The 24140-nt window shown below is 37.9% G+C and carries 21 protein-coding genes, 1 pseudogene and 1 riboswitch; of the genes and pseudogenes, 8 read left to right on the top strand and 14 right to left on the bottom strand.

The annotated features are described in order from the left end of the window. Positions 1-532: 532 nt before the first annotated feature. From Q1A47_RS01185 to Q1A47_RS01175, 3 genes are read left to right on the top strand one after another with little or no spacing between them, the layout of a single operon-like run. Positions 533-1522, top strand: a complete 990-nt coding sequence (locus Q1A47_RS01185) for an ABC transporter substrate-binding protein (protein ID WP_026681502.1) — start codon at positions 533-535, stop codon at positions 1520-1522. A 13-nt stretch (positions 1523-1535) separates the two neighbouring features. Next, the gene (locus tag Q1A47_RS01180; RefSeq protein ID WP_026681503.1) at positions 1536-2345 is read left to right on the top strand and encodes an ABC transporter ATP-binding protein; all 810 of its coding nucleotides are present in this window, start codon (positions 1536-1538) and stop codon (positions 2343-2345) included. Next, complete coding sequence (locus tag Q1A47_RS01175; RefSeq protein ID WP_166529786.1) at positions 2332-3144, top strand: ABC transporter permease; 813 nt, start codon at positions 2332-2334, stop codon at positions 3142-3144. Before Q1A47_RS01180 ends, Q1A47_RS01175 begins: the two co-directional genes overlap by 14 nt. 35 nt (positions 3145-3179) lie before the next feature. Here Q1A47_RS01175 and ytkD read toward each other — a convergent pair whose 3' ends face one another. From ytkD to Q1A47_RS01130, 9 genes are all read right to left on the bottom strand, one after another. Next, positions 3180-3647 carry an RNA deprotection pyrophosphohydrolase gene (gene ytkD / locus Q1A47_RS01170; protein ID WP_026681505.1) on the bottom strand — a complete coding sequence of 156 codons (468 nt, stop codon included), beginning with the start codon at positions 3645-3647 and terminating at the stop codon, positions 3180-3182. Between the two features lie 32 nt (positions 3648-3679). Further along, a complete protein-coding gene (locus tag Q1A47_RS01165) occupies positions 3680-4219 on the bottom strand; it encodes a hypothetical protein (protein WP_166529785.1) in 540 nt (179 codons plus the stop codon). Positions 4220-4380: 161 nt separating this feature from the next. Further along, positions 4381-4701, bottom strand: a complete 321-nt coding sequence (locus tag Q1A47_RS01160) for a hypothetical protein (protein ID WP_026681507.1) — start codon at positions 4699-4701, stop codon at positions 4381-4383. A 105-nt stretch (positions 4702-4806) separates the two neighbouring features. After that, positions 4807-5625: an ABC transporter ATP-binding protein gene (locus Q1A47_RS01155; protein ID WP_026681508.1), complete on the bottom strand. Its 819-nt coding sequence runs from the start codon at positions 5623-5625 to the stop codon at positions 4807-4809. 266 nt (positions 5626-5891) lie between these two features. Next, complete coding sequence (locus Q1A47_RS01150) at positions 5892-7367, bottom strand: o-succinylbenzoate--CoA ligase (protein ID WP_121605563.1); 1476 nt, start codon at positions 7365-7367, stop codon at positions 5892-5894. A 119-nt stretch (positions 7368-7486) separates the two neighbouring features. Beyond that, positions 7487-8305, bottom strand: coding sequence for a 1,4-dihydroxy-2-naphthoyl-CoA synthase (gene menB / locus Q1A47_RS01145; protein WP_166529784.1), 819 nt, complete (start codon positions 8303-8305; stop codon positions 7487-7489). A gap of 40 nt (positions 8306-8345) precedes the next feature. Continuing rightward, on the bottom strand, positions 8346-9164 hold the full coding sequence (gene menH / locus Q1A47_RS01140; protein WP_026681511.1) for a 2-succinyl-6-hydroxy-2,4-cyclohexadiene-1-carboxylate synthase: 819 nt from the start codon (positions 9162-9164) through the stop codon (positions 8346-8348). 3 nt (positions 9165-9167) lie between these two features. Next, a complete protein-coding gene (gene menD, locus Q1A47_RS01135; RefSeq protein WP_026681512.1) occupies positions 9168-10904 on the bottom strand; it encodes a 2-succinyl-5-enolpyruvyl-6-hydroxy-3-cyclohexene-1-carboxylic-acid synthase in 1737 nt (578 codons plus the stop codon). Beyond that, the gene (locus Q1A47_RS01130) at positions 10901-12289 is read right to left on the bottom strand and encodes an isochorismate synthase MenF (protein WP_026681513.1); all 1389 of its coding nucleotides are present in this window, start codon (positions 12287-12289) and stop codon (positions 10901-10903) included. The genes menD and Q1A47_RS01130 overlap by 4 nt, the downstream gene beginning before the upstream one ends. A 159-nt stretch (positions 12290-12448) precedes the next feature. Between Q1A47_RS01130 and Q1A47_RS01125 the strand changes: the two genes are divergently transcribed. Together Q1A47_RS01125 and Q1A47_RS01120 are read left to right on the top strand one after the other, a co-directional pair. Continuing rightward, complete coding sequence (locus Q1A47_RS01125) at positions 12449-13384, top strand: 1,4-dihydroxy-2-naphthoate polyprenyltransferase (protein ID WP_166529783.1); 936 nt, start codon at positions 12449-12451, stop codon at positions 13382-13384. A gap of 17 nt (positions 13385-13401) precedes the next feature. Continuing rightward, positions 13402-13791: a hotdog fold thioesterase gene (locus tag Q1A47_RS01120; RefSeq protein ID WP_026681515.1), complete on the top strand. Its 390-nt coding sequence runs from the start codon at positions 13402-13404 to the stop codon at positions 13789-13791. 381 nt (positions 13792-14172) lie between these two features. Here the strand turns inward: Q1A47_RS01120 and Q1A47_RS01115 are convergent, their stop codons facing one another. The 4 genes and pseudogenes from Q1A47_RS01115 to Q1A47_RS01100 form a co-directional block, all read right to left on the bottom strand. Further along, a complete protein-coding gene (locus Q1A47_RS01115; RefSeq protein WP_205388750.1) occupies positions 14173-14760 on the bottom strand; it encodes an ECF transporter S component in 588 nt (195 codons plus the stop codon). A 162-nt stretch (positions 14761-14922) separates the two neighbouring features. Beyond that, positions 14923-15071: riboswitch (FMN riboswitch) on the bottom strand. Positions 15072-15202: 131 nt separating this feature from the next. Then, positions 15203-15448: pseudogene (locus tag Q1A47_RS01110) on the bottom strand (transposase); the annotation flags it as partial. A gap of 199 nt (positions 15449-15647) precedes the next feature. Further along, the gene (locus tag Q1A47_RS01105) at positions 15648-20006 is read right to left on the bottom strand and encodes a S8 family peptidase (protein ID WP_166529790.1); all 4359 of its coding nucleotides are present in this window, start codon (positions 20004-20006) and stop codon (positions 15648-15650) included. A gap of 559 nt (positions 20007-20565) precedes the next feature. After that, positions 20566-21627 carry a M20/M25/M40 family metallo-hydrolase gene (locus Q1A47_RS01100; protein ID WP_026681518.1) on the bottom strand — a complete coding sequence of 354 codons (1062 nt, stop codon included), beginning with the start codon at positions 21625-21627 and terminating at the stop codon, positions 20566-20568. 157 nt (positions 21628-21784) lie between these two features. Here Q1A47_RS01100 and Q1A47_RS01095 point away from each other — a divergent pair, with 157 nt between their 5' ends. From Q1A47_RS01095 to Q1A47_RS01085, 3 genes are all read left to right on the top strand, one after another. Continuing rightward, complete coding sequence (locus Q1A47_RS01095) at positions 21785-21970, top strand: hypothetical protein (RefSeq protein ID WP_162986473.1); 186 nt, start codon at positions 21785-21787, stop codon at positions 21968-21970. Continuing rightward, entirely contained in the window at positions 21948-22514 is a 567-nt protein-coding gene (locus Q1A47_RS01090) for a thioredoxin family protein (protein WP_121605566.1), read from the top strand. Before Q1A47_RS01095 ends, Q1A47_RS01090 begins: the two co-directional genes overlap by 23 nt. Before the next feature lie 129 nt (positions 22515-22643). Further along, positions 22644-23648, top strand: a complete 1005-nt coding sequence (locus Q1A47_RS01085) for a TrkA family potassium uptake protein (RefSeq protein ID WP_121605567.1) — start codon at positions 22644-22646, stop codon at positions 23646-23648. Here Q1A47_RS01085 and Q1A47_RS01080 read toward each other — a convergent pair. Beyond that, complete coding sequence (locus Q1A47_RS01080) at positions 23628-24038, bottom strand: YugN-like family protein (protein ID WP_026681522.1); 411 nt, start codon at positions 24036-24038, stop codon at positions 23628-23630. The genes Q1A47_RS01085 and Q1A47_RS01080 overlap by 21 nt on opposite strands. Positions 24039-24140: the final 102 nt, after the last annotated feature.

The following is a 24140-nucleotide window of genomic DNA, read 5'->3' as shown; positions in this document are numbered from 1 at the left end:
GATATCATTTTCTTGTAATTTCATTTCAAAATCTAAAGGCAAAACGACTTGATTCATGGTATAATGTTTAAACATAAGGGATACCTCCGGTTCTGTTTGGGTGTGATTACTTTAACTTTACCAGAAGGTATCCCTTTTGCGTACATAAATCTCAAAAAAAGTGGTACTTACCAAATTATTGGCGAGTACCACTTTTTATTTTACTGGGTTTTGTCCCAGCCCCTTTTTTTAGTCTAGTAAATTATAAAGCGTATTGAGCTGCGTCCAGCTCTAGTGCCCAGAAACGAGGCGACTTCACGAATCGTCCTAATCTAAGTCATCATTGGCTTGCAAGCTACCGTGCTTCCTTTATCTCCATTGACTTGCTCCAAGTGCTACGTTTCTATTCGGGAGCTTGCGTTTCTGTTCCATAAATATTTTCGTACTATTCGATCATCTATTCATTTGACTTATTTTTTTCTAGGCATTCACACATTTTCTAAGCTGTTCATAAACTGTGTTGACATATAAATATTTGAAGGGGTCGAATAGAATGAAAAAAATAATGGTTTTTATCCTGATCTCTTGCGGGTTAATTATAACTCTTACTGCTTGTAATTCGAAGGAAAACACGTCGATCAAAATAGCGGAAGTAACTCGTTCTTTATTTTACGCCCCACAATACGTAGCTCTAGAGGAAGGTTTTTTTGAAGAAGTAGGCCTAGATGTAGAACTGCAAACAACTTGGGGTGGGGATAAAACAATGACTGCCCTGTTATCTGAAGGAGCTGATATGGCTTTAGTAGGTGCAGAGACTTCCATCTACGTTTATGCTCAGAACTCCAAAGATTATGCGATTAATTTTGCCCAATTAACCCAAACAGATGGCACCTTTTTAGTAGCAAAAGAACCTAAACCAAATTTCACATGGGAAGACCTAAAGGATACAACATTCCTTGGACAGCGGAAAGGAGGAATGCCGCAAATGGTTGGAGAATTTGTGCTAAAGCAGCATGGTATTAATCCACAGACAGATCTCGATTTACAGCAAAATATAGAATTCGCTAACATTCCGGGGGCATTTGTATCTGGTGAAGCGGAATACGTTCAATTATTTGAACCAACTGCCAGTACGTTTGAAAAGGAAGGAAAAGGACATATAGTCGCTTCATTTGGTGAAGAGTCCGGTCACGTACCTTATACAGTATATATGACTAAACAAAGCTTTATTGACAAAAACAAAGCTGACGTAGAAAAATTCACTAGAGCTATTTATAAAGCACAGCAATGGGTTGAAACACATACCCCCGAAGAAATTGCTCAAGTAATCCAACCATACTTTGAAGATACAGAACTAGAAATGCTTACCGCATCCATTGAGCGCTACAAAAGCCAAGCATCCTTTGCAACCGATCCTGTCCTAGATAAGAAAGAATGGAATAATTTGAAGAAAATAATGAATGAAGCTGGTGAATTACCTGAGGATGTACCATACGAAGAGCTCGTGAATACAGAGATCGCAGAGGATGTAATACGTAACTAAGGAGTGAGTAAAGGTGTCATTTCTAACCTTAGATCATGTCTCACATTATTATTTCTCGAAAAATAATTATACAAAGGCATTAGATGATATTTCTTTTTCTATCCAGAAAGGAGAATTTATTGCCTTATTAGGTCCTAGTGGATGTGGAAAATCAACAATACTTTCAATCATTGCAGGTATTATTAAACAAACCGAAGGAAAGGTTAGCTTACAAAAAAAGGAAGTTGAAACGACAGCATCTGAAATCGGCTACATGCTTCAGCAAGATTATTTATTTCCTTGGAAAACCATTGTGGATAACGTTTTACTAGGACCAAAAATCACTCATACACATTCAAAAAACACAGAACAAAAAGCCCTCAAACTATTGAAGGAAGTAGGATTGGCAGAGGTCGCGAATGCATATCCTAGTTCTTTATCTGGGGGGATGCGGCAACGTGCTGCCCTTGTACGCACTCTAATTAATGATCCAAAAATTCTACTTCTTGATGAACCGTTCTCTGCTTTAGATTATCAAACAAAGCTTAAATTAGAAGAGCTAGTATCAAAATTATTAAAAGCTTACCATAAAACAACTATTCTCGTAACACATGATATTGGCGAAGCAATTGCTATGAGTGATCGCATATTCGTAATGGATGCGAATCCTGGAACCATTTCAAAGGTTTTTGAAGTGCCAATTGAATTAAGAAATGAACCACCTTTACTTGTGAGGCGACACCCTAAATATCAAATCCTCTTTGATAAGGTTTGGGAGGAGCTTGATCAAAGAGAAAATGTACAAACAAAAAAGGTGGTGAGTATAAATAATGAAGGCGACTAATACGGATGAACGACTGTTTAAGGCCTATTTAAGTAAAGTTAAAAAAGAAACTAAAATCGTATATACTTGGCAAGTAAGTATACTTATAACGTTTGTGCTACTGTGGGAAATAGCTAGCAGGCTTTATTGGATCGACCCATTATTATTTAGCTCGCCTACTACAATTTGTCAAGTAATCATTGAAAAATTTAGTAACGGCTCGTTATTTACCCACCTTGAAGTCACACTACTGGAGACCATTGCTGGATTTCTAATTGGTACACTATTCGGCATACTACTAGCTATATCTTTATGGACATCGAAGCGTTTCTCTAGAATAATGGATCCTTACCTGGTAATTTTGAATGCTATGCCAAAGGTAGCGTTAGGGCCTATCATTATTGTGGCACTAGGACCTGGGTATGTTTCAATTATAGCAATGGGAGCAATTATATCCGTTATCATCACTACACTTGTTGTTTATTCAGCTTTTAATGAAGTGGATCCCAATTTTGAGAAAGTATTAATTAGTTTCGGTGCTAGTAAATGGCAAATATTTAAACATGCCATTTTTCCAGCCACTTTACCTGCTATGATTTCCACCCTCAAAGTAAATGTAGGATTATCCTGGGTTGGGGTTATAGTCGGTGAATTTCTCGTATCTAAACAGGGCCTTGGATATCTAATTATTTATGGTTTCCAAGTGTTTGATTTTTCATTAGTCATGGCAAGCTTAGTATTAATTGCTATCTTCGCTGCCATCATGTACAAATTTGTAGAACGAATGGAAGCGTGGCTGATCAAGCATTCATCTTCCTAATAAATATATAAAATCGCCCAAATAAAGGGCGATTTTTAATAATGCTGGTGTATATATTGAATACAATGCTCAAGAACGTCATCTTTCATAATAAAGCTATAGCAATTTTGATATTTCACATTTAATGGAATAGTTTCTAAGAGTATCGGCCCATCTGTTTCATAGTATGTGTCCTGTTTTTCTAGTGCTTGGATCGAAGCATAATACACATTCTTTACTACATCTTCCTTTTTACCAGATACAAAATACTGTCCCATGTAGTTCATATTTTTCACTAACCCACCAGTCTCTTCTTTTACTTCTCTTATTGCGGCTTCCTCCGGTGTTTCCCCTTCTTCCACCTTACCTCCTGGAAATTCTAACCCTCTATCTTTGTGTTTGGTTAATAACCATTGTCCCCGATATTTACAGACAATCCATACATGTTTAGGGTTTTTGGAAAAAGGAAGATAATCGAATGATAACTTAATTTCATTATTGTAATAGTCTCTGAATGTATACATTATTTCAACGCCTTTACCAATACCGTATTTATTTAGCTATGTTTGATATTAGATATTCTCCAAATATCTTCATAAGTGAACTCTATTTCGATCGTATACTTACCATGTAATGCACTTTTATTATGCTGGATAAGCTTAACCTTGTCATTATGTACTGGGATGGTACGATATGAATTGTTCTCATCTATCCATGGTGGGATTTCTATTGGAATAATATACAACCCATTTGACCGTTCTTGATAATAATAATCAATATAAGGTTCTACAACGTTTTTTGTGGCAATTTTAGAGAATTCTTCTAAAAGCTCTTGTTTGGTATTAAATGTTATTACTTGATAACTTTCATCCGTATCCTGTTGCAGGAAATCCAAAAGTTGATTGGTTCGCTTCATAATTGTATCATGACTTAAATTATTCGTAACTTGTTCATTAGAAGTACTATTAGCTATACCTTTATCTACTCCTGTGACCGATTGCTTCTCTACTTTTGCAGCAGCAAGAATTGGCTCTTTTTCCGTACTAATTAGAAAAACGGCTAAGAAAGTAACTCCCAAAAGAGAAACTATATTCATGAAAAGCTTCCTTTTCAATGTTAATTGCCTCCTTTACGAATATAAAAGCTCACAGATACAATACTATTCCTTGTAATTGGTAATAATAAACATTTTCATGAAATAAATCAACTAAGAGATAAAAAGGGATAACATGCACGTAATGCATTTATCCCTTACTTTTAAAGAGGTCTATCTCCTAATATTCCCATATGCTTTATATGTTCTTTCGCACTTTCATCTCCTAATTCGTATATCATACGATACGCTTCGGTCATTTCATCGTCATAATCATCATTAGACTGATCATTATGATAGGGTGTAACTGGTACGTGAGCGCGAAAAAAAGTAGTTACTCCTGCAGCATTCATCTCATTAAATTTTTCTCTCAATAATACAATTTCATCATCAGTAGCATGTATAACAAAATTATCATTATTATCATATTTTATCTTGGAAATCTCGCCTGATCCCATATTAATATAATATTTCTTTTTTCCCATTCAACTACACCTCCTTTTAGTTAATGTTCCTAAAAGCAGGTAGAAGCATGTATGAAAAATAAAAAAGCCCGCTCTGATAAGCGGGTAAATGAAAAATTATGTGCATTAATTAATCGCATTTGTAGCATTAGCAAATATACAACGTCCTTTTCCATGAGGGATGCACATTGGTGTCCCAAATCGTGGATCGAACGTAACATCACACATCATTTCAAAAACTTGATGAACCAGATTACATGTAATAATCTCCTCAGGTTTCCCTTGCGCAAAGATCTGTTTATCTTTAATAGCAACAATATGATGTGCATATCTACATGCTAAATTCAAATCATGAAGGACCATAACAACTGTACGTCCTTCCTTCTCATTTAATTCAAATAACAGATCAAGTACTTCTATCTGATGAGTCATGTCTAAGTAAGTTGTTGGCTCATCTAATAAAATTATATCTGTATCCTGCGCTAAAGTCATGGCAATCCATGCACGCTGACGCTGTCCACCAGACAATGAATCAACGGGGCGATCTTTTAAATCAAACATGTTAGTAGAATCTAAAGCGTGATTAACCGCTTTTTCATCTTCGTCAGACCATTGCTTTAATAAGCCACGATACGGATGTCTACCTTGTTTCACTAATTCATGTACGGTTAACCCTTCTGGACTAATGGGACTTTGTGGAAGTATCGCTAATTTCTTGGCAACGTCCTTTGTCCCCATTTTTGCAATAGCTGCACCATCTAATACTACATTCCCTTGTTTAGGCTTCAATAATCGTGCCAACGAACGAAGTAAAGTTGACTTTCCACAGCCATTTCCGCCAATGAATACAGTAATTTCACCTTTAGGTATCTCTAGACTTAAATCGTCAATAATTATATTATCCCCGTAACCTAGCGTTAAATCATTTGCTGTTAAGGTTTGCATTGGAATCTCTCCCTTTTCCCTCCAAAAATATCGTGCGTGTTATATGTATTTTTAGAGGATCAATACAAAGCGCTATCCTTAGTGTATTTGCTTTTTCGTGATTCGTCAATGACTTTGATAATCATTTTCAATTAATTTTAAAATTTTGTTCTTTACAATATTGCTTTCATCAATCTCACTAGCATATTCCTAATTAGCAAGCTATCCATGGAATAAATCCAAAATCACCTACTGCAAAATACACACTCGTATCAATGAGAGGACAATTACCTAAGCTGCTTACACCCTTCTTTACCTCTAATCTGTTTCAAATGACTTCTTACAAGTTTATTGGATGCATTACGTGGTAAAGCATCTACTTCATAAACTTCTTTTGGCTGTTTATAACTTGCTACATGCTCATCTAAATAGCTCATAATTTCTTGTAGAGTAAGTCGATATTTCGTTACAATAAATGCGATAGGTACTTCACCCCATTTGGTATCAGAGATCCCCGTAACGCCTACTTCCTTAATTGCTGGATGACCGGCAAGAGCACTTTCAATTTCCGATGGATATATGTTTTCTCCTCCAGAAATAATTAAATCATGCCTGCGTTCCACAACATATAGAAAACCTTCGTCATCTAAATAGCCTAAATCACCTGTTGCCAGCCACCCACCTTGAATTGCCTTATTAGTTGCTTCGCGCTTTTTATAATACCCCGATGTCACCATTGGTCCTTTTACACATATTTCTCCAACACCAGAATGATCTGGATCTTTTATCATTAATTGCGCTGGAAATAGAGGCTTACCAGCTGAACCTACTTTTTGCAGCGCATCTCCTGCACTAAGTGTCACAATTTGTGATGCTGTCTCCGTCATGCCAAATGATTGGAAAACTGGCACATTCATTTCCTTCGCTTGCTCTAATAATGGACGAGGAGCAGGTCCACCTCCTAATAATACACAACGAAGGGAAGTTGGATAACGATCGGTTCCAAGCTCTTCCAATAATTGTTGAAGCATTACAGTAACTACAGATACGATGGTAACGCCTTCGTGCATAATTGCTTTCTGGACACTAGTTTTATCAAACTTCTCTAATAAATAGACAGACATACCATAAACTACACTGCGAATAAGGATGGATAAGCCACTAACATGAAATATTGGTAAAGCAGCTAACCATTTATCGTCAGAATGAATCCCTAAATTAAGTGCACTCCCTATTGCACTCCACCAATGGTTTCCGTACGTATGAATGACGCCCTTAGGAGAGCCAGTTGTGCCAGATGTATACATAATGGAAAACGGAGTATTTAATTGTATTTCCGTGGTAAGGACAATATCTGCATGCTCGTGATAATTATCTATTTCCTCAAACACAGCCTTATTTAAACAGGGTATTTGCACAGCTTTCACTTTTAATTCATCTGCATAGATTAAAAATGAAGCATCTGCATCTTTAATTTGATATGTTAATTCCTCATTCGTTAATCGAGTATTTAGTAAAACGACTACTGCCTTTAAGTAGCTAATTGCATGAATTGCAGTAATCATCGCTTGTTTATTCGTCGATAAAACAGCCACATGTGAGCCTTCCTTCACTCCCCATGTAGCTAATTTCTTCGCGTACATTTGGCTTTGTTCCTTCAATTCTTGAAATGTTATTTGATATCCATTTGCGTATTGGATAGCTGCACAATTGGGCGATATATCGGCCTGTTTAGATAACCAATGTGGTATCGTATCTTGCATGTTCCTACCTCCTTCGTTCTACAATCGTTTGCCGTCTAATCTATAATAGAGAGCTATGTAAGAAAAAAACCTTTGCTAAAAAAGCAAAGGTAAGAGATCACTATTTTTGACTGCATTGCTTAAGGGAACCGTGGGAATTTTTTAAAGTCTGGCTTTCTTTTTTCTTTAAATGCATCTCTTCCCTCTTTCGCTTCATCTGTTGTGTAGTAAAGCAAAGTAGCATCGCCGCCCATTTGCTGCAATCCTGCCAGTCCATCAGTATCTGCATTAAATGATGCTTTTAAGAAGCGTAAAGCTGTTGGAGATTTTTCTAAAATTTCCTCACACCATTGGATCGTTTCCTCTTCTAATTTATCAAGTGGTACAACTGTATTAACCATACCCATTTCATATGCTTCTTCTGCATTATATTGACGACATAAATACCAAATTTCACGAGCACGTTTATGTCCTACCATCCTTGCTAGGTAACCTGCTCCATAACCAGCATCAAAGCTACCAACCTTCGGTCCAGTTTGTCCGAAGATTGCATTATCTGCTGCGATTGTTAAATCACAAACAACGTGAAGAACATGTCCTCCACCAATAGCGTAACCAGACACCATTGCAATTACTGGCTTAGGAATCGTACGAATAAGACGTTGCAGGTCTAATACATTGAGTCTAGGTACTTGATCGTCGCCTACGTATCCTCCATGCCCGCGTACAGATTGGTCTCCCCCTGAACAGAAGGCTTTTTCTCCTTCACCTGCTAAAACAATGACCCCAATATCTGAATCATCACGTGCATCAGCAAACGCATCAATCATTTCATTAACAGTTAATGGTGTAAATGCATTACGCTTTTCAGGACGGTTGATTGTTACTTTGGCGATGCTATTATATTTTTCATAGATTATTTCTTCATATTCTCTTACTTTTTCCCATTGAATAGGCATGATAATTCCTCCTTAAAGTAGTATGTAATCAATTAGTAAATTAATTGCATATATCAGCCAGATAAATATCCGTGATATACTCAGATACTATTTTACCAAAAATCTCTGGTTTCTCCACATGAATTGCATGTCCAGCTTCAGATACAATGGTTAGCAACGATTGCGGAAAGCGATTGTCCATTTCCTTCATCAGTTCACAATATTTTTTATCTAACTCACCCGCAAGTAACAATACAGGTTTAGTAAGTCGCGCTAGAGCATCCCACCAAGATGGTTGAAAACCTGTTCCCATATGTAAAAGCGAGTCAGCTAACCCCGTTTTTGACTGCATGTGACGTTCATAACGAACAGATTGCTTTATTTCTAAGGGTAACGACGTTTGACTTTGAAATAACGGTATATTTTCCCAATATGACACAAACCAATCAAGCCCTTGTTCAAGGATCCTATTGGCTAATATTCTATCGTTTTCTTGTCGTTGAACTCTCTCTTCAAGCGTATCAATGCCTGGAGATGTACTTTCAAGAAGCAAGGCTTTTATCTTTTCAGGATAATGTATGGCATAAGATATAGCTGTTCTTCCCCCCATTGAATATCCAAGCAAACAAAAAGATGAAAGCTTTAATGCATTAAATAAAGCATCTAAATCCTTACAACAAGCCTCCATCGACTTCTCCTTCGCCTTTGTCTTTCCGTGTCCTGGTAGATCAATGGTAATTAATGTCCACTTGTTTTTCCATTTATTAACGAAATAATTCCAAGTCCTACTGCTCCCCGTAAAACCATGTAGCATAACAATTGGCTCACCATTACCATGAATTTCATACCAATAGTTAGATTGATTAATGGAGAAATACAATATTTATGCCCCACCCTTCAATAGTTCAGCTTCAATTGCCTGCCATTTCTCTCGGTGCCATGCTGCATTTTCTTCTCTATCTGTCTTTACTTCGATAATGGATAAACCCATATTTGCATAGCTCTGAAGCAGCGCCTCTTTGACCTCTTTTTCAGTCTGAGGGTTAAAGTAGCGCCCCCCATACATCGTAACTACATGTTCAAAATTAATATTTAATGGTGTACCAAACAAAGCCTCAAAGTGTTTTCTATCATTTGCTTGAGGTAAAAACGAAAATATACCTCCACCATTATTATTCATAAGTAAAATGGTAACATCCAATTTATAATGCATCGCTGCATGCAATCCATTCATATCATGAAAAAATGAAAGATCTCCTAAGACAAGTGTTAATCTACTCCCATTCGAGGCAGCGCCTAAACCACTAGATACTACGCCATCAATGCCGTTAGCACCGCGATTAGCAAGAACCTGAATTCGCTTTTCTGTTGTTAAAAAGAAGGTGTCTAAATCCCGTACTGCCATACTATTCCCAACAAATATACTACTGTTATCTGGAATAACATCCAGTAAACCACGCATTGCTTCACCTTCTGTAACCTGATTATTTGTTTTACGTAGTAGATGTTTTTTTGTTATCTGATTGGTTTGTTGCCATTCATACAGCCAATCTTTGTCCAACTTTAATTCTGTATTTGCGGTAAGGTGCTCACAAAATAATACAGAATCTGCAAAGACAAACTCAGTTCTATTACCAGCTGGCTCCCGAAACCCACGGTCATTCTCTACGACAAATTGTAAAATGTCTTTATGCTGTTTCACATAGAATAAGTATGCCTTTGAAACTGGCATCGCACCGATACGAATAATAAATTCAGGCTTGAGCAGTTCACGAATTGTTTCATTCCGTAAGAAGGCATCGTAACCATCAATGACGACATCCTTAGCATGTTCTCCTGACCGAACTTGTGATAATGGGTCAGCTAGAACCGGCACTTGCCATTTAGCAGCTAGCTTTGTAACGACTTCACCTAACTTAGGATCAGTCTGTGGTCCACATACAATAATACCTTTTTTCTTTTGCTTTAACTTTTCATGCATCTGATCTATTTGTGTAGGTGATAGCTGTTTTTTTCCGTCATAGGTTGGCAGGTATGGCGTATTACAAGTATCTCCCCACAAATTATCTAGTTGAAAATCTACGACCAATGGCTCACGAAAAGGGAAATTCAAGTGAACCGGTCCACAATTTCCTTCCTTTGCCATAAAAAAAGCCCTTGCAGCCTTATTCCTGGCATACAGCAGCATTTCTGGAGTTGATTCAGGAAGCGCCATTTCCTGAAACCACTTCACATATTCTCCATATAAATTCAACTGTGCTATAGCCTGAGGAGCGCCTACATCACGTAATTCATGAGGTCTGTCAGCAGTAAGAATAATTAATGGAACTCTGCTGTAAAAAGCTTCGACAATAGCTGGATAGTAATTTGCAGCAGCAGTACCGGATGTACACACTAATGCAACTGGACGCATGGTTTTCTTAGCAATACCCAGTGCATAAAAAGCAGCAGAACGTTCATCAATGATGATCCATTCTTTAATTTGTTTATGTTCGGCTAAAGTCAAAGCTAATGGTGTAGATCTTGAACCAGGTGAAATTACAGCATCCGTTAATCCATTATTTGCTAATTCATCAATGAAATTTGCTGTATAGCGTGTTAACGTCTCGGTGTGGTTCATGATTCTCCTCCTAAAACAGAAAGCATAGGTGTGAATTTAATCCGTGTCTCCTCAAATTCCGCTTCAGGAATAGAGTCCTTTACAACTCCACATCCAGCAAATAAAGACGCTTCATCATTTTGAATAAGAGCAGAACGTATAGCTACTGCGAACTCTCCATTATCATTACTATCTAGCCACCCTACAGGAGCGCCATACCAACCCCTATCTAATAATTCATAGTCTCTAATAAATGTTATCGCATCATTTCGAGGAACACCACCAAGAGCAGGTGTTGGATGTAATTGTTCAACAATGTCAAAAATACTGTATCCTGCTTTTAACTTTCCCGTTACAGGTGTATATAAGTGCTGTAGATTTTTCAATGGGTAAACAGTCGGCTCCTCTGGCACATGAACATTGACACAATATTTATTTAAGCCTTTTTTGATCATTTGCACGACAAAATCATGCTCTTCTCTATTTTTTTCATCGTGGAACAGTTGATTGCTAATTTGTCGATCCTCTGTTTCTGATTTCCCTCTAGGAGCAGTGCCTGCCAAACAGGTTGATAGCAATTGTTTATTTTCAATCTTTACTAATCGCTCCGGAGTAGCGCCGATAAAGCAATTGTTGTTACGTTCAAAAGCAAAAACAAAGCTGTTTGATTGGGTTGCTAACAACTGATCCAGTATCGTGGCAATATTAGCATTTTTATTTAATTTCACACGCATTTCTCTAGCCAATACGATTTTATCTATTGATGTATGGCGGATTTCTTCCGTTGCTTTCTTTACCGTTTTTTTCCATTCTTCAGGTGCAATGACTTTTGTAGTTAACATACGTAGTTTTTCCTTCTCTGCCTTTATTGGCGTGAGAAGGAAACGTTCAGTATCACGTAGTTGATTTGCCAATTGAATAGGATGATCCGTTTTTTTAGCCAAAACATTTATTGTAAAATAATAGTTTTCCTTATATTTCGTTAACATATATTCTGGAACAGTAAATTGAATAGCTGGAAAATCGCCCCAAAGCTCGGTTCGGTCCTTTTTAGGATCAAAATCCATTCCCCCCAATGAGACTAATCCAGTACCAGGAACATCAAACGAATTATGAATAATGGCTTGATCTATTACTTGTTTCCATTTTAATTCCATATGTTGAAAACGATTTTCATTAGCACTGATATCATACGCATTTCCAACGCCAGCTATAGAAAATGCATCATTTGTGCTCGTCCAAAAGACGCGATCCTTCTCTATCTGTCGTGCTGCTTCAAAAAAACAAACCGGATTTTTAGGTTGAATCTTTTTCGTTATGCTACAAAGCTGGACCTTATTAATAGAAAGGCTACTAATTGCGTCTTCCAAGATCTCTTCCAGTTGTTTATCTTGTACTTCAATCATCTGAATAAACCTCCGTTAAACTAACAATGACAAAACTTCCATCTTTATTCTATTCTCTTTTCAACTGTTTCTCAAGAAAATCAAACCCAAACGTTGACACTATATAGCAATTTCCATATCATTAATATGATATTGGTACAAAAACAGGAGGAGCATACCATGCAATCATTAAATAAAGTTAATATAAAGGATGCAATGAATGAAAAGGATGGTTTTCAAGTATGGTGGCGTTTATTACGTCCTCATACACTGACAGCATCTTTCGTTCCAGTATTTGTTGGGTCTATGCTTGCTTTTCGAGAAGGCCATGTTAACATATTATTATTTATCGCAATGTTAATTGCCTCCATGCTAATTCAGGCGGCAACGAATATGTTCAACGAATATTATGATTATGCTAAAGGACTAGATACCGAGGATTCTGTTGGTATCGGGGGCACCATTGTTCGTGATGGAATAAAGCCAAAAACTGTCCTCCGCTTAGCACTTGCTTTTTTTGGAATTGCCATCTTAATTGGTATCTATATAAGTATTCAATCTAGTTGGTGGATAGCTGCTATCGGTTTAATATGTATGGTATTTGGTTATTTATATACAGGTGGTCCTCTACCCATAGCTTATACACCACTTGGTGAGTTATTCTCCGGTTTCCTAATGGGTACGGTCATTATTGGAATTAGTTACTTTATCCAAACAAACACGATCACTGGTGAGGTACTAATTGCTTCCATTCCAATAGCATTGTTTATTGGCGCAATCATGCTATCTAATAATATTCGTGATCTAGATAATGATAAAGAAAATGGTCGGAAAACACTAGCTATACTTTTGGGAAGAAAAAATGCAGTCCGCTTTCTAGCATTGATGTTCATTGTAGCCTTCATAACGACTGCGACGCTTATTATAGCAGACATTTTCCCACTATGGTCTTTCATTACATTTATTGGAATTATTAAAGCAGTTGATGTCATTAACAAATTTAAAGGCAAGACAGAGCCAATTGAAATGATGCCAGCAATGGCAGCAACTGGTAAAACAAACTCCATTTACGGAATTTTACTTGGGATATCTTTAGTTATTAGTATGTACATTTAATAAGGGGATATTATACTATGGACCATACGTTACTGAAAACATTAGGAATGGAAATTGAGACATTGACGAAGAATAAAGTAGTAGTCACGATGCCGGTTGATGAACGTACACATCAGCCAGCTGGATACTTACATGGTGGTGCTAGTGCTGCACTTGCTGAGACCGCTGCTAGCATTGGGGCTACATTACACGCAGATATGGAGCAAGAATCTATTTTCGGCATTGAAATTAATGCGAATCATATCAAAAGTAAGCGAACCGGTATAGTAACAGCTACTGCCATCCCTCTTCATGCAGGAAAATCAACAATGGTTTGGGATATTAAGATTACTGATGAGCAAGGCTCACTCATATGCATTTCTAGATGCACAATCGGTATTGTTTCAAAAAGACAAAAAAAGCAATAAAGAAAATTTTCCTTTGCGCAAGTATCGATAAGCAACTTTAAGCTATTGCTATTTCGCCTAGAATCGATGGTGTATTCTCCCTTTTGAAGTTGGTGTACGAAGCTAAAATTGTTAATCCAAAGCCCGAACGATAAAAATAAATGTGCATACGAGCACAGCCAAATTACGTAGACTCCTTGAAAAAGAATGTTTCTACTAGTACGATGGAACGCTTCCGAAGCCTTCCTTTGAATACCCTTGCTTTCAGCTAACGCCTACGACGACCTTCACCGTTCGGGACTTTAACCCTAGAGCGTGCGCACATGCCTGGCACACCAAAAGGAGTATAGAAAAACGAGCGTTTTTCTATACTCCTACGGCGTTACATAATCGCCCTTTTTTCTATGAAGCAATATGGACTTGTTTTTGTTCAATCCAGCTTTTTAATTTAATAAATAACGGGATAAATAACGCTCCAACGATGATACCCTTTATTACATTAAATGGAAGAACATATGCGTAAACGGAGAACCATTTAACGGAATTTGACATATCCTCCCAGCCCATAAACCAGCTGTAAGCAGGTAGAATGATGAAATAATTTAACAAACTCATTCCCAGAGCCATTATGATCGTTCCCGTTACTAGTCCAGAAACAACACTTTTGACTCCTTTATATTTATGATATAAGAGGGATACTGGAATGACGAACATAATCCCGGCCATAAAATTTGCAATAACTCCTACCGGATCTGTACCACCACTTATAGCTAAATAAAGAATATTCTTTATCGCTACAACAATAACCCCAGCTAATGGTGAAAAAATAAGGGAAGCCATTAATGCCGGGACATCACTGAAATCTACTTTTAAATAGCCTGGCAACAAAGGCAATGGGAAATTCAGGAAAAATAAGAGCAAAGATATGGTACCTAAAAGTGATAAAATAATAAGTTTTAATAGCTTTGATGATTGCATGTTACGTTTCATCGTTTTCCTCCTTCATCAATTATCGATTCCTATCTCGTGATGAAGGATATGAGCCTAACAGTTAGCAAATGAAAAACCCTAAAGCGCGGCCTAACCGGGGCTTTAGGGTACCATAAATTCATTAGGAAAAAGCAGTGCGAACTAACGCACCTTTTCTTGGCTCGACATCTTCTCCCATCCAGACTGTAACTGTCGGTTCTGGACTTGCACCAGATCAGCCACAGCAAAATGCCTGCTGTGGGTCACGGACTTAAAGCAATTAACTGCTTCTTACCGTCGGTCGGGAATTTCACCCTGCCCCGAAGATGGAATCGATATTATGTTGTACCGTTATTTTAACCTATCTTTATTCGTATTGCAATATCTATGTTTACCTACTCAATCGATAAGTTTTCAATCAAATTAAGTATAGACTTTAGCGGAAAAGCAATAATCAGCTAAACTATAGAATGAACAAAAGCGCAAGCATCCGATTAGAAACGTAGCAACTGGAGCGAATCAACGGTGAAAATACTATTTCAATAGGCGAACCGCCAGTCGTCAACAAACAAAAACTTCTTGACCAAAACATTTCTTTCCATAACTTTTTACGGACATGAAGAAAATCCATCTTGCTAAGTCTTGAACTGGCACTTTTATAGGCATTGATGAATTTCGATCATTCACTGTTGGGTTGTGCTTTGAACAAAAAAGGAAAAAAAGCCTTTGGGCTGTCACCCAACCGAAATTCATCTCCCCCTTACCGTTGGGCTACGCCCTTCACACGCTTGAAGTTGGAGACTTCTTTCGGAAGTACGTTAAAATTTCCTAGACTACAAAAAAATCACTCCGCCCCAGTAATAATGGAGCGAAGTGATTTATACATGCTAAGAAATTATGAAGGATGCTTATTCTTCGACATTGATGAATAATTTACCTTCAGCTTGCTCACGAGTTTCATTGCCATAGTCATCTTCGACCTTTACTTCTATTACTGCCCCTTCAGCAACAACATTGCTAGTTGCAGTCCAATAACCTACATAATGTCCATCTGATGTTTCCATCATTGGAAGCTCCGTAGCGTTCATAACCGTATTGGTCAATGGCATATGAATAAAGTACGTCGCTCTAAGCCCGGGTTCACTATCAAATTCAAATTTCACCGTCTCACCTGCTTCAAGTGTAACATCTTCCTCAGGAGTCAGATTCTCAATTTCTGGTGCAGTGAAATCTACATCAATAGTAACAGATTCAGTGGACGTATTGCCTGCTAAATCATGAGCAATTACTTCAATTTCATTTTCTCCGTTTTCTAAAAGTATTCGTTTAGAATACATGCCATCTTCAACAGCCGCTTCTTGCCCATTCACTTCCACGAAATCTAGGTTGGTATCAGAAACTGAACCTTCTACAGTTACGGTTTCACGATTAGATTTCTCTCCATCCTTAGGGCTGTCTATCGTTAATTCAGGAGACTCTGTATCCAACGTTACAGTTACAGGATCAGATTCACCTGTTGGAGTACCATCAAGTAATGATACAGCAGTTAATTCATTCGCTCCTTCCATCAATTCTACCGGAATAGCAAATGAACCATCATCACCAATTTCAGCAGTACCGGCTTCTTCTCCATTATTCATTAATTGAACGGTCGTTGTTGGTGAAGCAGTACCTTCAACAGTCAATTCCGTTTCGTTTGTAATCATATCTTCAGCTGGAGAAGTAATGACAGGTTCCTCCACCTCATAGTTTACACGAGCGCGAATCATGTAATTTCCTTCATTAGCAGGAGATTTAGACCAAGCCCCTCCTACTAATTGGTAACTGCGTTCAGCATTAGGACTGCTTTCATCTGTAGCTAGACCTGGAGCACCTGTATTTGGAGCAGTTTGGATATATACCATATAGAAATCACCATCTACAGTAATTCCATGCTCAGAAAGATCAACTACCGTCCATGCATCTTTATCGCGATTTGCCTCTGCGTCAAATGGTCCAGCAAGTTTTTCACCCGGAGCACCGTCTGGTCCTGAAGCATCCCAAACTTCTACTTGGAATGCAGTTCCACCAGGGTTAGGGAACTCTTCATCCCAGAATTTGAATACACCAGAATCAACTACCCCAGCTTCTTCTCCTTCAGGAAGAGACATTTTCACTGCCCAACCATTGAAAGCATCATAAAATGCACGAGCATTTTCTGGTGTACCATCATCATATGCTATTTCTCCACCAGGAACCGTATAGAATGGTTCTAACTCGACATCTGCTGTCGTATCGCTATCCGCTAGAGAAACTTCAACTTCCGTACCATGATAACCGCTAGAAACTACTTTTAGTGTATATGTTCCTTCATAAGCTGTAAGCGAATAGTTACCGTTTTCATCAGTTGTCACAGGTTCAACATTTGCATCCTCAACTAATAGAAGAGAAGCCCCTGAGATTGGCTCGCCTGTTTGCTGATCAGTTACCGTACCGCTAACTGTGTATTGATCAACTTCTTCTAGCGTAAAATCAGCTTCAGCAGCACCATCAGCTTCAATGGTTACGGATTGTTCTGCTGATTCAAACCCGTATGCTTCTGCTTTTACCGTATATTCTCCTGCGGCATGAAGTAATGAGTAACTACCTGTTGCAGGGTCCGTAGTCACCGAACGACCACTTTCTAGGACACTAACCTGTGCACTCATAGGAAGTAGTGTTGGGCTGACTGCCTCTTTATCTACTAATGGTTCTTTCTTTGGCTTTACTGGCTGAATTTTTGCAGGATAAACTTTTTCTTTTAGCGTATCCTTTGTATCCGTTTTAATAACACCTAAAGCAGCGTTATCGAAACCAACTACCCCTATATAGCCTCGATCCTTTGCCAAAGATGCACTTTCACCATTAGAAGTATCTGCTAGTGTTACGTCATCAATATACCAGCCATCTCTAGTGACACTCCCATCTGTGTCAAGATTAAAGCCAATATATACACGCTGTCCACTATATTCAGACAAGTCTACTTCTACGCTTTCCCAACCATCTGAGGTATTCGTTATTTCCGTTAATTGTGTCCAATCTTCTTGGTCAGTTGATATAAACACATGACCGTAATCCCAATTGTTTTCAATATTGTACCATTGATTGAATTGCAAGTATGCATTTCCTTCTGGTAAATCAATTGGTGGCATAACCAGTGTAGTGTTTGTGTTACTATCATACTCACCTGCTAAATTTGTAGCATATACGTTTTCTCCTGAAGCTGCACTCTCTGGTCCAGAAGTTGGAACACCACGATCCCAGCTGTTATTTTCACCAAACACTGTCCAGCCAGCCGATGCTGATTCAAAATCGTCAGAGAAACCAACTGAGACTCCAGATAATAAAGTAACCTCATACGTATCACTGGTTACTTCATTGTTACCAAAATCATTAATTGTCCAAGTATACGTTAGAGATTCACCATCTATTTGCTCTCCAGGAATCGTTACTTGGTATTCACCTTCTTTATAATCTCCTGAAACACGTTCCGCTTCGACAGTTTGTGTTTCACCATCTTGATCTGTATACGATAGATTTACACTGTTTACACTTATGTTGTCCGATACTTGAATGGACAAATTCAAATCCATTCCAGTATAAGATTCACTAGGACCTTCATGTTCGAAGACGGGAGCTTCTGTATCCTCTCCTGCCTTAGTAACCTGTCCCTCAAGTGTTCCTAACCCTGTAACAAGTGAAGAAATGGCATCATATGCATTTACAAGCCCATGACCATAACCATTATTCGGTACCTCTGTAAAGTTGTCATCTGTTAATGGCGTAGCCGTTGTTGTAAGAATTTCTTCAATTTCATCAACAGTTAGGCTAGCATCTGCTTGCTTTAATAATGCAACTACAGCAGATACTGCTGGACCAGCCATTGATGTTCCATTCCATCCACCTTCATAGCCACCACCAGGTACACTGGAACGAATATTAACACCAGGTGCTGAAATTTCAGGTTTAATTTCATCATAAGGAGATGGTCCCTGAAGAGAAAACCCTGCTAATACATCATTAACATCTGTTGCACCAGTTGCAAATGATTCCGGATAGTTTGCTGGCACAGCTACAGAACCTGGTCCACCTGGGTTTCCAAGCGATGTGTTACCCGCTGAAAATTCAGGGAATATTTCTGCTGCTCTCCAAGCAATAACCACATCACGGTACCACTCGTCTAAGCCAGGTCCACCACCCCAAGAATTATTTACGACATCTGGAGCCATTGACGCATCTCCACCAGGAGCAAGCATCCATTCAGCTGCAGCTATCAGCCATGTATCATAGCCACTACCTGCTGCATTTAATCCTTTGGCTGAAATCCATTTTGCACCAGGTGCTACACCAACTTGGTTAGAACCATCAGGTTCACTTCCAACCATTGTCCCGGTAACATGTGTTCCATGTCCATGGTCGTCATATGCTTCTTCTTCATCTGCAGTCGCATCGAAAAAGCTATAGGTATGATCAACTTCACCGGTATCGTTATTATAGCCACGATATTTTTCCTGTAATGCTGGGTGATCCCATTGTGCACCACTATCAATACTAGCTACTACTGTACCAGTTCCATCAAAGCCCATCTCCCAAACAGACGGCGCTCCAACACGATCCACATTCCACTCAATATTGGTTAATTCCGATTCGATTTTTCCAGCCTCTTTATCAATTGTCACATCATAAAGTTCGCGTTCTTCATTTGGTAATATTTTTTCTACCTCTGCAAACGTCGCTAGCTTTTCTGCTATTTCTTTTGTAGCAGTTACCGCCATTCCATTTACAATATGGTAGGATTTGAAGCTCTCAATATTACCTTTTGCCTCTTGCTCCTCCAGAAAAGCTTTTACATTTGCTTGTGATTCTAGTGCAGTAGTCTTTAATTCGGATATTACAGCTGAGCGCTGCATATGCTCCGCCTTTTGTCCTGACAAGCTTGCTTTTGCTGCATCAGATCTTGCATTTTTTGCGACCTTCATGACATCTGCTTTTTCATTAAATTTTACCAGGAAGGTTACTTTGTCGTCGTCTTTAAATGCTTTTACTAATCGATCACTCACTTTTGCCTCGGCTATCTTATTAGAATCATGGGCAGACTGATGAAGCTTACCGCTTGATTCCGCGCTGGCTATTCCTGGTGTAATTAACGAAAATGTCATTAATACCGTTGCTGCAATACTTAGTGCTTTAGATTGACGTCGTCTTCTTTTAGCCTTCACAGCTATTCCTCCCCTCAATTTTTGACACATTCTGATGCAGACAAGAACCAACAAATTAAAAACACCTTCTGCCTCCCCCCTTGAAAATTTGGTTCTTAACTGACAGTGGTGCCTCCAGAAAAATCTAAGTTGTTACAGCAAGTATAGTAGATTAACTAGATAAAATAGTGTCGAATCAAGTCGAATAAAAGCTGAATTTTCAAAATTGATAGATTAGTAATATTTTTTCATCAACTTTTCATAGGTATTAATTCGTATGTTTCACCTACTAAAACTCTATAAAAAACCCCTCATTCCTTATTAAGATAAGGAATGAGGGGTTACTTTCCATTACTTTACAGCCTAGAAAACAGTTTACTGCTTCACTAAAATGAAGCTATTTACCTAGGCATATCCCTATTTTAACATTGATGTTTTCTTCAATACAGAAAACATACTACTATATTACTTTATTTTGTAATATTCCATAGATAATAATTCTTATTTTCATTCTTAATGTTCGCACAATAATTCGGCCTATAGAATGAAATATTGTTAACTTTGCGTTATAATGCAGAAACCATACGCACTTACTGATAGCTACATATCTTTAATCTTCATCTAATGGGTTTAAACTTTCATTTCCAGTTAGAGAAGCAATCATCGTAACTAATAATTCAATTTCTTGTTCCATATCTTTCAAGCTAGACGTTTCTACAGGGGAGTGCATATAGCGTAAAGGTAACGACACTAAAGACACAGGAACCCCTTTACCGGTTAATCTCATTTTATCTGCATCTGTACCTGTCATTCTTGGTGTAAGCTCATATTGTACATTTATCTTTAACTGCTTCGCGGCTCTTTCTAACCATTGATTTATTTTCCTATTAATCGGCGCCCCTTTAGCAAGAACTGGTCCACCCTCTAGTCGGACATCACCATATTTATTTTTATTCACTCCTGGATAATCTGTAGCAAAAGTAACATCACAAGCGATTGCCATATCTGGTGCAACTCCCGCAGCTGCAAAATAGGCTCCGCCCATATTTGTCTCTTCATTAACCGTACTTGCTGCATAGACACCAACCTCACAGCCTCGTTCCTTTAACCCTTTTAAAACCTCAGCCACTATAAATGCGCCCGTTCGATTATCAAGTCCTCGGCCAGAAACGTATCTATCACTTAAAATCTCTGGTTTTGTATTGTAAACAACTAAATCTCCTATTTGGATATGTTGTTCAGCCTCTTCCTTCGTTTTGTACCCACAATCAATAAATAAATCTTCCAAGCTGAAATCATTCTTTAATCCACCGTGATGCTGAGCATTTACACCGATTACACCCGTAATCGTTTGCTGATAGCCTAAAACAGTAACTTTCATTCCAACAGCCGCTTTTGGATTAATGCCTCCCATTTGATCAAAATGTAAAAACCCTTGATCATCAATGCGGTTAATCACAAGTGCAATTTCATCACAATGACCTGCAAGTAATACTTTAAAAGGTGCATCTGGATTTAGTACACCAATCGCGTTTCCAGCATGATCCGTTCTAATTTCGTCAGCAAATTCTTTTACATACTGTATCCACTTTTTTTGTATTTCCATTTCACTACTTGATGGTGATGGTGTTTGTAATAAATTTAATAAAAAATCTTGGTTTGCTAATACCACTCTATTTTCCTCCTTATTCGATAACTTGATGATGTACTACTATTATGATAGCAAAAAATTCGATGAAGAGCACTTTTGTTTACGCGTATAATAACTATGTGTACACTTTAATAAAGTGAAACTTCAATCTGTGGGGATTTTGTGTATCCCACACGGATTGGTAGTACCAAAAGGGTATGACCTAAAGGCCCTAGAACCAATAGGACATTTACGGGCAATTGATCCCTTACTTAACAATATTGGTTTTACTGTATTGCTTGATGTGGGGGGCTTACTGCCAGTTATATGGGGGATAAAAAGATTTGAAGGAGAGAAAATCGATGGACTTAAATCAATGGTATAATATTGGTATTTCACCTGACACATATATTGAAACAATGGAACAGCATCAAGAAAACTTATTACATATTTATGATCATTTCTCCTTACCAGCTGATGAGGAGTTTTTTGCAAGCGTAAAAAAGAAAAATTTACGTGTAATTGTTTTAACGGAAGACTGGTGTGGCGATGCTATGTTGAACATCCCTATTTTATTACATATTGCGGAAGTAGCCCAAATTGATGTTCGTTTATTACATCGAGATAAAAACCTGGAACTGATGGATGAATACTTAACCAACGGTAAATCTCGCTCCATCCCCATCTTCATTTTTATCGACAAAAATGGCAATGAAGTTGCCAAATGGGGGCCGAGAGCGTCAGCAATTCAATCCTTTGTAGAAAAATCTCGAAGCGAATTACCTAGCAAAGAGTCTACAGATTATAAAGTAAAATTTGATGAAATGATCCTCTTTATGACAAAGTCTTATCGAAACCGTACTTCTTTTTGGACTGATGTATACCAAAGTTTAAAAGAAACACTGCAAAAAATAGAAGTTAATCAGTGATTCAGTTAACATAGCTGTGTTAATCCGTTGTCCTATTGGAGATTATAATTAGCGAAGCCTGTCCATAATGGAGAGTATAAGAGTAAAAAACTACGTTGAATCGTGTATTTTTGGGGACAGGTGACCGTTATGAGCATTCGAATTTTTAAACAAATCTACTTCAGACTGCCTATTTTTATTAGACTACTTGTAGTTATATTTTTGCTTATGTTTCTTTTTGGTGGCCTAATCCATATCGTAGAGCCAACGCAATTCCCAAGCATATTTGATGGCGTATGGTGGGCATTTGTAACTGGAGCCACGGTGGGTTACGGAGACTTTGTACCGTTAACCGCAACCGGAAAGATCGTTGCAATTTGTTTAATCTTGACTGGCGGTGGGTTAATTGCTTTCTATATAACCTCTTTATCTGCTGCAACAATTCAACACGAAAAGGACCTTGCACAAGGTAAACTCCCTTTTAAAGGTAGTAACCATTTAATTTTAATCGGATGGAACGAGAGGACCAGACAATTAATTGAAATTATTTCAACATCTTCCGTGCATATCCGCATGGTTCTAATTGATACAACCTTGGACCATGTTTCTTTTCCAGATTATCCGGTACACTTTATACAAGGTGATCCTTCAGAGGACCGTATATTAGAAAAGGCAAATATAAAACTAGCAGAACGTGTATTAATTACTGCAGATATCACTAAAAAGGAAAGGGATGCAGATAATCATTCTATCCTTACAGCCGTTGCTATTAGAGGAAATAACGCTAAAATTCCGATCATAGTGGAAATACTTTCTTCTATACAAATAGACAATGCACATCGTGCCGGCGCAACAACCATTTTAAGATCTAATGATTTCACCAGTGCTCTTTTTTACCATGAGTTATCTAGAGAAACCAAGGCGAGACCATTTGAGGATATTTATCATATCTTAACAACTCAACAATTTCATCATGCTACATTACCAGAAGAATTGGAGAATGTATCCTTTGGAGAGGCAGCCGCCATTCATCGGAAGAGCCAACAGATTTTATTAGGTATTATTCGAAATAGCACCTATTATATCAATCCAACATCAAAATTTATCCTAAAAAAAGACGATGTACTCATCGGACTAATCCCTTGGAATGATTAAGTCCTCAACTCTTTTCATTAGTTCTTTACCAGTAGTTATATACGCTTCTGGAACTTCAGCGTCAGGATCTGTTGGAGCTTGAAACTGATTAAATGTGCCTTGAAAAGCTCCTGCAGATCCGCTTTCATCGTAGCCTTTCTGATATTGATGTGCTAATAAAAACGGTTTTTCCAATCGGACAGTAACACCTGGGTAATCTAAGGAACCTTGCACTGCATAAAATGGTATTCGCAAAAAATAGTAAGTTCCTTGATCATCTATTTTTAAATCAAAAAATCCTTTCTCATAATCCCAATTTGAACCAATTACAAATCCTTCAGGCTTTAACAATTCCTCAAGTACAAATAAAGAATAAATTTTGTTTTCCAATTTTGATTCTAGTGGTACCAATATAAATCACCCTTTCATCAGCGTTATCTTTAATATGTTTTGCCACATGTTAATTATTATGCTAAAATATTTTATTGTGTAAAATGAATCGAATAATGGTAT

Source organism: uncultured Virgibacillus sp. (genome assembly GCF_947495635.1).
GTDB classification, from domain to species: Bacteria; Bacillota; Bacilli; order Bacillales; family Amphibacillaceae; genus Virgibacillus; species Virgibacillus salarius.
The sequence above is the reverse complement of the archived record's forward strand: the minus strand, read 5'-3'. Positions and strand labels throughout refer to the sequence as shown.